Below are 13,367 nucleotides of genomic sequence, written 5' to 3' on the forward strand. Positions count from 1 at the left end.
CTCACTTGTCGAACAGTCGCTGGATCTCCGGCCCGTTGCTCGTGGTCTGCAGCCCGAGCATCAAGAGGATGCGCGCTTTCTGCGGCGACAGGTTGTCGGCGAAGATCGCCCCAGCCTCCTGCAGCGTCTTGCCGCCGCCCTGGAACCCGTAGTTCGGCAGGACGCGCCCGTTCCAGACGCGCGTGCTGATCACCACCGGAATCCCTTTCGAGATGACCTCCTTCACCGCTTCGAACATCGGCACGTTTATGTTCCCCCAGCCGAGCGCCTGGATCACGAGCCCTCGCGATCCAGCGGCCACGGCTGCCCGCACCAGCGCGCCGTCCGCGCCGCCGTACAGTTCGACGATGTCCACGCGCGGGAGGTGCTGGCCCTCTTGCACGCGGAGCGCCACGTGCTGGCGGCGCACCGGGGCGCGGTAGAAGATCACGCGGTCATTCTCCGCCACCCCAAGGAACCCGAAGTCTCCGGATTTGAACGTCTCCACGTCGGAGGTGTGCGTCTTCACCGCCTCGCGCGCGGCGTTGATCTGGTTGTTGAGCGCGATCATCGATCCCATCCGCCGCGCACCTGGAGCAACGCAGATGCGCGCCGCGTTGAGGAGGTTTCGGGGGCCGTCGAAATCCTTCTCGCTCGCGTTCCGTTGGGCGCCGATCAGCACGACGGGCTTTTCGCTGTCGACGGTGAGGTCGAGGAACCACGCCGTTTCCTCCAGCGTGTCGGTGCCGTGCGAGACGATCACGCCGGCGACTTCGGGACGCGCGAGCGCCTGGGCTACCGCCTTCTGCAGCTGGATCCACCGGTCCGGGTCCATGTAAGCGGACGGCACGTTGAACAGGTTCTGCACCTCGATGCGGGCCACCTTCTCGATCTCCGGCACCGTCGCGATCAGGTCCTCGCCGGAGATGGCCGGCACGGGCGCCTTCTTCACCGGGTCGATCTTCATCGCGATGGTGCCGCCGGTAGCGATCAGCCGCACCACCGGCAGGTTCGCCGCGGGCGGCTTCGCCGGCGGCGGCTGCTGAGCCCGTGCCGCGGCGCAGACGAGGAAGAACGATACGGCGAGCAGGCGGGCGATCCGGGAGCGCATGGCCTCACCTCCGAGCAAGAGTTCAGCCCCGCTGTTACACTCGCGCGTCATGCCGTTCAAGCTCCGCAGCGACTATACGCCGCAGGGCGACCAACCCCGCGCCATCGCCGAGCTGACCGCCGGGATCAAGCGCGGCGACAAGCACCAGACGCTGCTCGGGGTGACGGGATCGGGAAAGACGTTCACCGTCGCCAACGTCGTTTCGCAGGTGCAGAAGCCGACGCTGGTGATCGCTCACAACAAGACGCTCGCCGGCCAGCTTTATGGCGAGTTCAAGGACCTGTTCCCGGAGAACGCGGTGGAGTTCTTCGTCAGCTACTACGACTATTACCAGCCGGAGGCGTACGTCCCCTCCACCGACACGTACATCGAGAAAGACTCCACCATCAACGACGAGATCGACCGGCTGCGTCACTCGGCGACGCACTCGCTGCTCACGCGCAACGACGTCCTCATCGTCGCCTCGGTGTCCTGCATCTACGGCCTGGGAACGGCGGAGGCGTACTACGAGCTGAAGGTCGCCGTGCAGACCGGCGAGGAGTACCCGCGGCACAAGCTCCTGCGCGACCTCGTCGAGATCCAGTACGAGCGCAACGACCACGACTTCTCCCGCGGGACCTTCCGGGTGAAGGGCGACACCATCGAGATCTTTCCCGCCTATGAGGAAGAGCGCGCCATCCGGGTCGAGCTCTTCGGCGACATGGTGGAGAGCATCAAGGAGATCGATCCGCTCCGCGGCAAGGTGCTGGGCGCGATCGAGAAGATGTCGATCTTTCCCTCCTCCCACTACGTCACCTCGGGCGAGCGCCGGAAGAGCGCCATCCTGGCCATCCGCGAGGAGCTGCGGGACCGGCTGATCGAGCTGCGGGGTCAGGACAAGCTGCTGGAAGCGCAGCGGCTCGAGCAGCGGACGATGTTCGATCTGGAGATGATCGAGCAGATGGGCTTTTGCAACGGCATCGAGAACTATTCGCGCCACCTGAGCGGCCGCGCCGCCGGCGAACCGCCGCCGACGCTGCTGGACTACTTCCCCAAGGACTTCCTCCTGGTGATCGACGAGTCGCACCAGAGCGTCCCGCAGATCGGCGCGATGTACCGAGGTGACCGGTCACGGAAGGAGACGCTGGTCGAGTACGGGTTCCGGCTCCCCTCGGCGCTCGACAACCGGCCACTGCAGTTCGGCGAGTTCGAGCGGCTGGTCAACCAGACCGTCTTCGTCTCCGCCACGCCTGCGGAGTACGAGCTGCAGAAGAGCGAGGGAGTGATCGTCGAGCAGATCATCCGGCCCACGGGGTTGGTCGATCCCGAAGTGGAGGTGCGGCCCGTCGCGCAGCAGGTGGACGACCTGCTGGAGGAAGTGCGCAAGCGCGCGGCGGCCGGCCAGCGGGTGCTGGTCACCACGCTGACCAAGCGGATGGCGGAGGATCTCACCGAGTACTTCGCGGACCTGGGCGTGCGCGTCCGATACTTGCACTCCGACATCGACACCCTCGAGCGACTGGCGCTGGTGCGCGACCTCCGCCGGGGACTGTTCGACGTGCTGATCGGCATCAACCTGCTGCGGGAGGGATTGGACATCCCCGAGGTGTCGCTGGTGGCAGTGCTCGACGCGGACAAGGAAGGTTTCCTCCGCTCCAGCGTTTCCCTGATCCAGACCATCGGCCGCGCCGCGCGCAACGTCGAAGGGCGGGTGATCCTCTACGCGGACACGGTGACGGCCTCGATGAAGGTGGCCATTGAAGAGACGGGGCGGCGCCGCGCCAAGCAGATCGCCTACAACAAGGAGCGCGGGATCACGCCGCAGTCGGTGAAGCGCGCCATCCTCGACATGGCGATCCACGGAATCGCCTCCGGCGCCGACGAAGCGCTGGCGGGCAAGGATGAGCTGGCGGGCTACCTTCCGGCGGACCGGAAGGACGTTCCAAAGATGGTCGCTCAACTGGAGGCGGAGATGCGCGCCAAGGCCGAGGAGCTCGATTTCGAGGGCGCGGCGATCGTGCGCGACAAGATCCAGGCGATCAAAGACCTCGACCTCGGCATCATGCCCAAGCGTCCGGAAGTGCTGAAGCAGGAAGCGCGCGCCGCGGCGGGTCTGCCCACGCGCCCTGCGGGGCAGAAGCGCCGCGGCCGGCCCAACGGACGCCCCGGATCGCAGCGCCGCTGAGTCATGCTCGCCGAGCAGCTGAAGCAGAAGCTCGATACGCTGCCCACGCAGCCCGGCTGTTATCTCATGAAGGACAAGGCCGGCGACGTCGTCTACGTCGGCAAGGCCGTCAACCTGCGCTCACGGGTCGGCCAGTATTTCCAGGAGCGCAGTGGCGACACGCGCGCGTTCATCCCCTTCCTCGAGGATCTCCTCTCCGACGTGGAGGTGATGATCACTCCCTCGGAGAAGGACGCGGTGCTGCTCGAGAACGAGCTGATCAAGAAGTTCCGTCCGCGCTTCAACGTCAAGCTGCGCGACGACAAGAACTTCATCTCGCTGCGGCTCTCGAACACGCACCCGTACCCGCGGCTGGAGGTGGTGCGCAGGATCCGCAAGGACGGAGCGCGGTACTTCGGGCCGTTCGCCAGCGCCTCCTCCATCCGGGAGACGCTCTCGATCGTCAACCGGCACTTCCAGCTTCGCACCTGCACCGATTCCGTGATGTCGAATCGCCGGCGCCCGTGCCTGCAGTACCAGATCAAGCGCTGCCCCGCGCCTTGCGTGTACAGCGTGCCGCAGGAGGAATACCGGCGCTCGGTCGACGAAGTCGCGCTGTTCCTGGAGGGAAAGGCCGACGAGCTGACCGGCCAGCTCACGGGGCGGATGAAGGACGCCTCCGGCAAGCTCGAGTTCGAGCGCGCCGCGCAGCTTCGCGATCAGCTCCACGCCATCGAGCGCAGCCTGGAGAAACAGCGCACGGTGCTCGGCGACCTCCTCGACCAGGACGTCCTCGGCTTCTATCGCGAGGGTCCGGCGCTGGAGATCCACTTCCTCTTCTTCCGCAACGGGCGGCTCACCGGCGGCCGGAGCTTCGGGTTCGGCAAGCAGGAGTTCCCGAGCGAGGAGCTGCTCTCGAGCTTCCTCGACCAGTACTACGAGTCGGGCGCGTTCATCCCCAAGGAGCTGCTCCTGCCGGTGCACCTCGCCGATGCGGAGATGCGCGAGGTCTGGCTGTCGGAGAAGAAGGGCGAGCGCGTGCGCGTGCACGTGCCGGAGCGCGGCGAGAAGGTGCGGCTGGTGGAGATGGCGATGGAGAACGCGCGCCAGAGCTACGAGGAAAAGGCGCGCTCGCAGAAGAGCCAGCTGGAGGCGCTCACGCGGCTGCAATCGCGGCTGCGGCTGCCGCGGCTCCCGCGACGGATCGAGTGCTTCGACATCTCCACCTTCCAGGGCCAGCTCACCGTCGGCTCGCAGGTCGTGTTCAGCGACGGCGAGCCCGACAAGAGCGGCTACCGGCTCTTCAAGGTGCGCGGCGAGGCGGCCGGAGACGACTTCGCTTCCATGTTCCAGGTCCTTACCCGCCGGCTGAAGCGCGGAATCGAGGAGCAGAACCTGCCCGACCTGCTGGTGGTCGATGGCGGAAAAGGCCAGCTCAACGTCGCGCGCGCGGCGCTCAAGGAGGCCGCGCTTACGCTGCAGGACGTTCCGCTCGCCGGCCTCGCCAAGAGCCGCGTGCTCGAGGACGAGGAGCGGTTCGCCGCCCGCCAGGGTTTTCGCGTCGTCGACGCGTGGGCGACGAGGGCAGGGCCGGAGCCCGAGGTGCCGCAAATCGCCGGCGATGCGGAGACCGGCGCGGCCGTACCACAGCCTCCGCCGCGGCGCGGCCGCTCCCGGCAGAAAGGACGCTTCGTCAAGAGTGACATCGAGCGGAGCCCGGAGCGCGTGTTCCTCCCGGGCCAGAAAAACCCGGTCGTGCTGCGTCAGAACACCAGCGAGCTCCACCTGCTCGCCCGGCTGCGCGACGAGGCGCACCGCTTCGCCATCACTTTCCACCGCAAGCTGCGCCGCGAGCGCAACTTCCGCTCGATGCTGGAGGAGATTCCCGGCATCGGCGACAAGCGCAAGCGCGGGCTGCTCAGCCACTTCGGTTCACTGAGGCGGATTCGTGCCGCCAGCGCGGAGGAGATCGCGGAAGTGGAAGGATTCAACCTCCAGCTCGCCGAACGCGTGCAGCGCTTTCTCACCGCCCAGTCGGCGGAAGCGGAAGCGCACGAGGCCGCGGAAGGCGGCGCGGAGCTGGACGGCGGCGCGCCGCCGGAGGCGGGCCCCGGAAACGGCACGCTGCTGCGCGACCGGGACGACGTCGCGTTCGATGCGGCGGCGGCGGAGCTGGACGCCATCGAAGAGGAAGAGGCGCCTCCGCCCGAGCCGATCGACGCGGAAACTCCGCCGTCGAATTGATCCGCAAGACACTGTTTTTCCTTGCTCGTACAGGACACCTGTCCTACAAGGTCGTCCCTCGCAGGACACGATGCGAAAGGACCGAGAAGGATGAAGCTCTACCCGAAGATCATCCCCGCCATCGCGCGCGATGTGATCGCGGCGCTGATGACGGAAGGCGACATCGAGGTGGAGACGATGCGGGTGGCGGACGCCGAGATGGACATGGCGGCCATCCTCAAGGAATACCTCGCGTCCGAGGAGCGGGTGAACCAGGCGACCCGCGAGGCGCTCGAGCGTCGCGGCTATGATCATTCGCGGTTCAACCAGGTGAAGCGCGAGATGGCCGACGTGCGCGGCTTCAAGATGGGCGACGAGGGCATCGATTACATCATCAACCAGATGATCGAGTTCCTTCTCATCTCCCGCAACATCGAAGAGGTGTTCGCGGAGGACCACAGCATCCGCCGCAAGATCTACCAGGTCTTCAAGAAGCACCTCGACGTCGACGAGGACATCGACCGGGAAGCGCGCTCTCGCCTCAAGCACCTCTCCGAGGGCACGCAGGCGTGGGAGGTCGAGTATCAGAAGACCGTCGAGCAGATTCGCCGCAACAAGGGTCTGGTGTAACGAATCACTTTTTCGCGGCGCGGCCGATCCCCGGCGCCGATACCAGCTGCGCCCGGATCGTCTTTCCCCTCACGTCTCCGATCGCCACCAGCGGCAAGCGCCGATCGTCGTCGGTGACCCAGACGTGCGCGCTTCGCCGGATCTTCGGGTCGTCGGCGCGGACTGCCTCGCCGTCGAAGCGCAACGTCGCGAAGCGGCCGATGGGCGTGTCGATGCTCTCCTTCGCTGCCATCTGGCCGGTCAGCTTCCACACTTTTCTCGTCGCGAACACCTCCAGGCACACCGGCTGTTGCAGCGGCAAGAGCCGCAGCAGATAGAGCGTCGAGATGATGTCGCGCACGGCGCGATCCATCTGCAGCGACAGGGCCTCGGGCTCGCCGTTTCGCGTCGCCTTCACCGCCGGCGGCCCGCTCTGGGTCGGGAAGATGATCTCGGTGCCGCGGTGCACGTCGTTCTCGTCGACGTCCTCCCGGTAATGCAGCGGGGCGAAGTCGCGGCCGATCAGCGCGGTCGCATAGGTCTCGTAGCGGCCGAGGTTGGTCGACACGAAGGCGCTGGTCTTCACCCGCGAGCTCAGCTGGATCGCGGCTCGCGACCGCTCCGAGGCGGGCGGCGATTCGGCCCGCACCTCGAAGGTGCCGACGTCCGCGCCGAGCGCGTCGAGCTTGTAGACGAGGACCTCGCCGGCCGCGAATCTCGCGGCAGGAACCTGTTGAGGGGGACAGAGCGCGGCGAGCAGCACGGCGAGCATCGGCAGCATTCCTAGCCGCTGCCGCGCCGGAGGCGCGGCTTTGTGGCTACGTTTTGGACTGTATCGGACATGAATGATTCAGCGCGCTCCCAGCTTGCGCGCGGATAGCAGCACCTCGACGCGCGTCGCCAGGCGCTCGCGCATCTGCGCGTATGCGCGAGGGTCGCGGGAGAAGCCGCGCAGCGACGGCGCGACCATGCCCGCTTCCGCCTGCGCGAGCGCGGGATCGCCGAGCTGCGCACAGAGCGTGAGGTAGGCGTGATCCGCGAGCGACCGGGAGATCTGCACCAGGCGCAGGCTCTCCACCGGGACATCGCGCTGTCCGCCGATCCGCTCGGGCGTGCCCGGATAGTAGAGCGTCCCGTCGCCGTTGCCGCCGAAGGCCCATTGCGATTTCCAGGGATCGCCCTCGTGATAGGCGTATACGGTGTCGAAGTAGAGCTCGCCGGAGACGTCGTTCAGGAATGCGAGCGTTCCCATCACGCGGGCTGCTATGGCGGGCGCGTCGATCATGTAGCTCGGCCAGCCCCGAAAGGCCGGATCCCGGAGCGGCTTTCCGTCGCTGCTGCAGCCGTGCGACATGCAGCTCTGGTACCACCAGAGGTGTTCATACTTCGATCTGGAGACCGCCCGGGGACAGGTCGCGTTCTTCTCGCCGACGCAGTTGAGCAGGGGCGTCCATTGGTTCACGTCCGGCAGCGCGTCGGTCCAGGCGGTGGTCACCAGCCGGCGCACGGCGGGAGCGTCCTCGCGAACCTCGCGGGCTTTCTCCTCGACGCGGCCGAAGGCGCCGGGCGAGGGCTCGTCCTCGACGTAGCGGAAGAGGCGGTCGAGCCAGCCCCGCTCACGGAAGTGCTCCTGCCACTGCCGGCGGTACGATCTCCGCTGCGCGCGCGACAGCCGGCCGGGCTCGCGCAGCTCCACCGCGGTCCAGTGCGCGCCGCCGGCGATCGCGGTGCCATCCAGGAAGGGCGCCACCTCGGCGTCGTAGCTCGTCCAGTCGATCCGCACCTCGTCGCCGTCCTTGGTGAACGAGGGCGGATTCTGCGTTCCGCCGAACAGCGTGATCCCGCGCCTCAGCGCGCTGAGGTTGTACGCCCGGGTCAGCTCGCGCGCGGCGTCTTCGCCGCGGCCATGTCCCCTGATGGCCGAATAACCGGAAAATCCGAATGCGGTAGCGAGCGCGGGTGTCGCCGGCAGGTCGAATGCGCGCACGCGGACCTCCACCGGAATGTCCGCCGAGCCGCCGCGCCAGGCGAGCTTGACCGCCCCTGCCATCCGCGCAGGACCGCTTCCGCGCGGAACGCACGCCTCGACGAAGATCGCCTGTGCGCGGCCCTCCGCGACGTCCACCGGAAAGGCGCGCCGGTCCTCGCCGTAGACGGCGTCGCGCACCGGGATGAGCGCGTCGGGCCATTCCCCCGTCTCCCCGTCGGGACCGGAGGGATGCTCGAGGAAGATGGTGCCGACGCGGTACAGACCGAGCTGCGGCTTGCCCCGGGCCACCGCAGTCAAACCAAGCGCCGGCCCGCGGATCACCACCTGCGCTCCCACGCATTCACCGCCAGCCGCCGCCAGGCGGATGCGCGGCGCCTGCGCGACCGCTGGCGGCCGCGCATCGGGGCGCACCTTGTCCGACTCGTCTGCGACCCAGATCTGCAGCGCTGCGAGAAGCCAGAGCATCGGAGCGGGAAAGTGGGGCGCCCGGCGGTCCGGGACAATGTGTGCGTGGGTCAGGAGTTTGGCGTTACACTCATCGGATGGCACCTCGGGACGACCGTCGCAGCGCGGAGATGGAAGACGAAGATGAAAAGCCGACGGGAAGAGCTCTCGGCACGCGCCGGCGGTTCTCTGAGTTCGAGTGCCCCGCCTGCAGCGCGAACAATCCCTTCGACGAGTTCGGCAACAACGACGAGGTGCTCTGCAACTGGTGCGGGATTCAGTTCAAGGCCGTGGTCGACGACGAAGGAAACCTGGGGCTGAAGGAACTGTGAAGGGCGTCGCGCAGAGGGAAGTCCGGCGAGTGGCGGAAGGCGTGCTGCAGGCGCCCGCCGCCGACGACGTCGTCGCCGAGGAACCGCTCGAGATCCGCGCCCAGGGGGAGACGCTGGCGATCACCATGCGGACGCCCGGAGCAGACCGCGAGCTGGCCGTAGGGTTCCTCTTCGCCGAAGGCGTGATCGGCTCGCGCGACGAAGTCGGCAGGGTGGCACACTGCGGCCGGCCCGATCAGGAAGGCTACGGAAACACCATCGACGTCGTCCCCGGGCCGGGCGTGTCGCTGGACATCGAACGCATCTCCGCTACGCGCCGCGGGACCCTGACCACGGCGGCGTGCGGCGTCTGCGGCCGCCGCACGGTCGACGACGTGATCGCGCGCTGTGCGCCGCTTCCCGTTGGCCGCGCAACCATTGCTGCCGCAAGCATCCTGGCGGCGGTGGAGAGCCTTCGAGCCCGGCAGCCGAACTTCGCCCGGACCGGCGGGATCCACGGCGCGGCGCTTCACGATGCGCAGGGAAACGTTCTCGCCGCCTTCGAGGACATCGGCCGCCACAACGCCGTCGACAAGGTGGTCGGGGCATTGCTGCTTGCCGGGCGCATCCCCGGGGCCGAAGCGGCGCTGCTCGTCGTCAGCGGGCGCGCCTCATACGAGGTGGTTCAGAAAGCGTCCGCGGCGCGAGTGCCGGTCATCGCGAGCGTATCCGCGGCGAGCTCGCTGGCCGTCGACCTGGCGCGGGCCACCGGGATTACGCTCTGCGGCTTCGTGCGCAAGGGCACGATGACCGTCTACGCGCACGCAGACCGGATCGTTGTACCCGCAACCGGGTAAGCTAGAACCGGTTGCCGTACACCGGCATCGGGGAATTGAACCCCGTCTCCCGGCGGTCTGCGACCGGCCCCGTGAATGTCCGATCCGACGACGCCGCGTCCGCGACACCGACGATGAGGCCGACGCCGAGACCGATGCCCGCGCCGATCAGCACGTCGCGCTGCCAGTTGCCCCAACCGTCGTTCTGCACGAAGTTGCGATACGCGGCCACGCCGCCGCCCGCAAGGGCGCCGAGCACCGCGCCGCCGATCGCGTCAGTGACGATGACGCTTCCCGGAGAGCGCTTCTGCTGCACCTCGTACACTTGCTGCGGGAGCGCCTCCGGCGGCGCTACCGTTTTTGGCCGACTCACCTCGTTTGCGCGCGCCTGTACCGGTATCGCCAATGCGCATGCGCAAGCCACGACAATGCCTTTCAGCATGCTCGTCTCCTTGTTGTCGATTAAAGTGCAAACGCGAAGTTCTGCCCGACAAGAGGCGGGCAGGCGGGCAGGCGCCTATTTCTTCGCGGCCTGGCGATTGGACGCGCGGAGGGCTTTCTTGCGCCGCTGTCGCTCGCGAAAGCCGACTGCCTTCGCGCGCGGGGCGTGTTGTGGCCGCCGCGCGGGCTCCTGAGGCGGAGCAGCTTCCTCCAGCGGCCGTCCCCAGGCGCGCCCTACAGACTGTCCCTCCCGGCGCGACTCGACGGCGAACCAGAGCGCCCGCCGGACCACGAGGGTGGCGTACGCCCCCGGCGGCAGCGTGAACGACAGGTTCACCTTCATCCGCCCGCGATTCAGCTCGTCGGGTCGCGGATCGTTCGCGCGCAGCTTGCCGGGCACGACGAACAATGGACGCTCCTCGTGCTTGAAGAAGAGCTGGGGCGTCTGCGGCACGCGCAAGTCTTCCAACCGCAGGCCCTGCGCGCGAAGCGCCCCCAGCGCCGCGTCGCGAACGTCGTCGTCCTCGAACGTCGATTCCGGCGCGAGAAGCGGAAACGTTCGCGCCCACAGCTCGTCGCGCAGGCCGCGCGGCAGGGCGCGGGGGAACACCAGCGACCCCGCCTGGTAGCGGAGGCCGATCAGCTCAGGGGGCGGAACGCGCGCCGAGAGATAGCGCTTCACTCCCTCGTTCCAGATGAAGCTCTGCAGCTCGAACAGCGCCATCGCGCGCACGCGGCGATCGATGTGGAGGAACGCTCCCTTGAAATCGCGCGGGTCCTCCCGCAGGCGGCGGAGCAGAGGCGCATACCGCCGGGCCGCCTCGTGCGGGGCGCGGAGCTGCCACTCGCCCCAGTGATCCCGCCAGAAGGCCTTCACTTTCGCATCGTCGCTGTGGTCGAGCTCGCTGGGCGTCGCCAGGAACGCCTTGAGCGCGGCTTCCCAGTCGCCGCGCACCAGGTGGCGGGCGAGAAAGCCCTGCCCATGCTTGAGGAAGCCGAACCGCTGCGAGTCGAAGTAATTGACCACGCCGACGCGCTGCACTTCCGCGATGGCTTCGGCGCTCCGCGACGCCTCCTCGCCCGACAGGTCGCGGACGGTGACCTCGAACCGGTTGGCGGTGATGTTCGCGGAGCTGAGCGGCTGCGCGGTGCGCCCGATCAGCTTCAGCCGGAGGTCGCCGGTCTGCACCACCTCGGATGCGCCGAGTGCGCCACCCAGGACTCCGACCAGTTGCTCGGTTCGGCCCTGCTTGTCCTTGAGCCCGCAGACGGAGAGGTCGCGGCGGCGGACGGCGAACTCTTTCGCGATCCGCTCCAGGGCCTGCAGCGTCGAGACCTTCTGCTTGTCCAGCCGATAGACCCAGACGGGCCCCTGCGGTTCGGGTGCGAAGCGGTAGCCCTCCCGCACCACGAAATCCTCCGGCCGCTGTTTGATCTTCACGCGGTGCGGTTAGCAGAAGGTCGAAATCTCGTAAAGGACAAGGGCGATGGTACCCTCGACCTTCGGGGGAGCTCGTGTCCGTCTGCCCAGTGTGCTACCGCGAGAACGAGCCAGTCGCGGACCGCTGTCCGTCCTGCAGTGCGCCGCGAATCCGCCCGGTGCCTGACGCCCCGCCGGAGGAGGCTCACTCACCCCGCTCCCGTCCTGCCCGCCCGTCTCCCGGACCCCGATTGATCCTCAAGGGGGCGCCAGGCGAGGTGACCGAATACCCGCTCGACGACAGCAGCGTGATCGGGCGCAGCACCACCGCGTCGGTGCGGCTCACCGACCGCGAGGTCTCGCGCAGACACAGCCAGATCGACCGGGAAGGCGACGGGTACGTCCTGCGCGATCTCGAGTCCTCGAACGGAACGTTCCTCAACGGGAAACGCCTCGTCGCGCCGGCCTCCCTGAGCGACGGCGACGAAGTGGTCGTCGGCACCTCGAAGATGGAGTTCCGCCTCACCAGCGGACCGGCCCGGCCGAAGAACGCGGAGATCGTGCACACCGGTCAGACCGGAGAGCTGGAAGGCGTGGTCGCGCGGACCTCGGCGAAGGCGACTTTCGTGCCGGTCGAGCAGATCCAGGACATCAACCAGCTCAAGCGCGACTACGAGCGCCTTCGGGTCGGGCACGAGTTCTCCACCTACGTCCGCCTGGAGCGGGATCTCAACGAGCTGCTCGCGCGCATCCTCGAGATCGCGTTCGACCTCATCCCCTGCGACAACGGCGTGATCCTGCTGCGCGACCCGAACTCGCAGGACCTCGTCATCCAGGCCATGCGGCAGCGCAAGCCGGGCCAGGGCAAAGTGCTGGTCTCCGACACGCTTCTGGCGCAGGTCCAGCTCACCAAGGAGGGGGTCCTCACCTCCGACGCCATCGCGGACAAGCGCTTCCAGGCCTCGCACTCGATCATCGCGCTCGGCGTGCGCAGCGCCATGGCGGTTCCCTTGCTGACTTCCTCGGGCGAGGACGTGAAGGGGATCATGTTCCTCGATTCCCGCGAGCGCATCGCCGCCTTCACCACCAAGGACCTGGAGGTCCTCTCCGCGATCGCGGCGCAGGCGTCGGTGGCGCTCGAGAACAGCGACTATGCGCGCGCGCTCGAGTTCGAGGCCACCCAGCGCGCGCAGCTCGCGCGATTCCTTTCGCCTGCGCTGGTGGAGCAGGCGGCGCGCGGCAGCATCGAGCTGTCGAAGGGCGGGGCGCTGACCGAGCTGACCATCCTCTTCAGCGACATCCGGGGGTTCACCAGCATCTCGGAGAAGATGCCGGCGCAGGAGGTGGTCCGGATGCTCAACGACTACTTCGAGCTGATGGTGGACATCCTCTTCGAGCACAACGGCATCCTCGACAAGTTCATCGGCGACGCGATCATGGGTCTTTGGGGCGCCCCCTTGGCGCGGCCCGACGACGCGACCAACGCCGTGCGCGCGGCGGTGAAGATGCAGAAGCGGGTAGCGGAGTGGAACGAGGAGCGCGCGGCGCAGGGCAAGGTGCCCATCCACATCGGCATCGGGCTGCACACCGGGTCGGTGGTCGTCGGAAACATGGGATCGTCCAAGGCGCTGAGCTACACGGCGATCGGCGATGGTGTGAACCTCGCTTCCCGCCTCTGCGGGGTGGCGCGCGAGGACATGATCGTGGTGTCGGAGGAGTGCGTGCAGAAGGCGGGGAAGGACAAGTTCGTCCTGGAAGCGCTGCCGCCCACGAAGGTGAAAAACCGCGAGGCCCCCGTCGATATCTACCGGGTGATCGAAGCGCTCGAATAAACGATCACGTACACGTTCACCTGGGCGG

General features: G+C 67.7%; 11 protein-coding genes. 6 read left to right on the forward strand and 5 right to left on the reverse strand.

Annotated features, from left to right (window positions below):
* Window position 1: 1 nt before the first annotated feature.
* On the reverse strand, window positions 2-1,090 hold the full coding sequence (locus E6J58_12575) for an asparaginase (protein ID TMB36954.1): 1,089 nt from the start codon (window positions 1,088-1,090) through the stop codon (window positions 2-4).
* 49 nt (window positions 1,091-1,139) lie between these two features.
* On the opposite strand from E6J58_12575, the gene uvrB reads away from it, so the two are divergent.
* The 3 genes from uvrB (at window position 1,140) to E6J58_12590 (ending at window position 6,086) form a co-directional block, all read left to right on the forward strand.
* Complete coding sequence (gene uvrB, locus E6J58_12580) at window positions 1,140-3,254, forward strand: excinuclease ABC subunit UvrB (protein TMB36955.1); 2,115 nt, start codon at window positions 1,140-1,142, stop codon at window positions 3,252-3,254.
* Between the two features lie 3 nt (window positions 3,255-3,257).
* Window positions 3,258-5,477: an excinuclease ABC subunit UvrC gene (uvrC, locus tag E6J58_12585; GenBank protein TMB36956.1), complete on the forward strand. Its 2,220-nt coding sequence runs from the start codon at window positions 3,258-3,260 to the stop codon at window positions 5,475-5,477.
* 90 nt (window positions 5,478-5,567) lie between these two features.
* The gene (locus tag E6J58_12590; protein TMB36957.1) at window positions 5,568-6,086 is read left to right on the forward strand and encodes a DUF507 family protein; all 519 of its coding nucleotides are present in this window, start codon (window positions 5,568-5,570) and stop codon (window positions 6,084-6,086) included.
* 4 nt (window positions 6,087-6,090) lie between these two features.
* On the opposite strand, the gene E6J58_12595 is transcribed toward E6J58_12590, so the two are convergent.
* Both E6J58_12595 and E6J58_12600 read right to left on the reverse strand, forming a co-directional pair.
* Complete coding sequence (locus E6J58_12595; GenBank protein ID TMB36958.1) at window positions 6,091-6,846, reverse strand: DUF3108 domain-containing protein; 756 nt, start codon at window positions 6,844-6,846, stop codon at window positions 6,091-6,093.
* Between the two features lie 69 nt (window positions 6,847-6,915).
* On the reverse strand, window positions 6,916-8,520 hold the full coding sequence (locus E6J58_12600; protein TMB36959.1) for a DUF4091 domain-containing protein: 1,605 nt from the start codon (window positions 8,518-8,520) through the stop codon (window positions 6,916-6,918).
* 110 nt (window positions 8,521-8,630) lie between these two features.
* Here E6J58_12600 and E6J58_12605 point away from each other — a divergent pair, with 110 nt between their 5' ends.
* Together E6J58_12605 and fdhD are read left to right on the forward strand one after the other, a co-directional pair.
* Window positions 8,631-8,831 (forward strand): hypothetical protein, encoded by a 201-nt coding sequence (locus E6J58_12605; protein ID TMB37064.1) that lies wholly within the window; start codon window positions 8,631-8,633, stop codon window positions 8,829-8,831.
* Complete coding sequence (gene fdhD / locus E6J58_12610; protein ID TMB36960.1) at window positions 8,828-9,667, forward strand: formate dehydrogenase accessory sulfurtransferase FdhD; 840 nt, start codon at window positions 8,828-8,830, stop codon at window positions 9,665-9,667. Before E6J58_12605 ends, fdhD begins: the two co-directional genes overlap by 4 nt.
* Window position 9,668: 1 nt before the next feature.
* On the opposite strand, the gene E6J58_12615 is transcribed toward fdhD, so the two are convergent.
* On the reverse strand, window positions 9,669-10,088 hold the full coding sequence (locus tag E6J58_12615; protein TMB36961.1) for a hypothetical protein: 420 nt from the start codon (window positions 10,086-10,088) through the stop codon (window positions 9,669-9,671).
* Window positions 10,089-10,163: 75 nt separating this feature from the next.
* A complete protein-coding gene (gene truD / locus E6J58_12620) occupies window positions 10,164-11,528 on the reverse strand; it encodes a tRNA pseudouridine(13) synthase TruD (protein TMB36962.1) in 1,365 nt (454 codons plus the stop codon).
* A gap of 74 nt (window positions 11,529-11,602) precedes the next feature.
* Here truD and E6J58_12625 point away from each other — a divergent pair, with 74 nt between their 5' ends.
* Window positions 11,603-13,339: an FHA domain-containing protein gene (locus E6J58_12625; protein ID TMB36963.1), complete on the forward strand. Its 1,737-nt coding sequence runs from the start codon at window positions 11,603-11,605 to the stop codon at window positions 13,337-13,339.
* Window positions 13,340-13,367 lie beyond the last annotated feature (28 nt).

The organism is Deltaproteobacteria bacterium (assembly GCA_005879535.1).
Classification (GTDB): domain Bacteria; phylum Myxococcota; class Myxococcia; order Myxococcales; family 40CM-4-68-19; genus 40CM-4-68-19.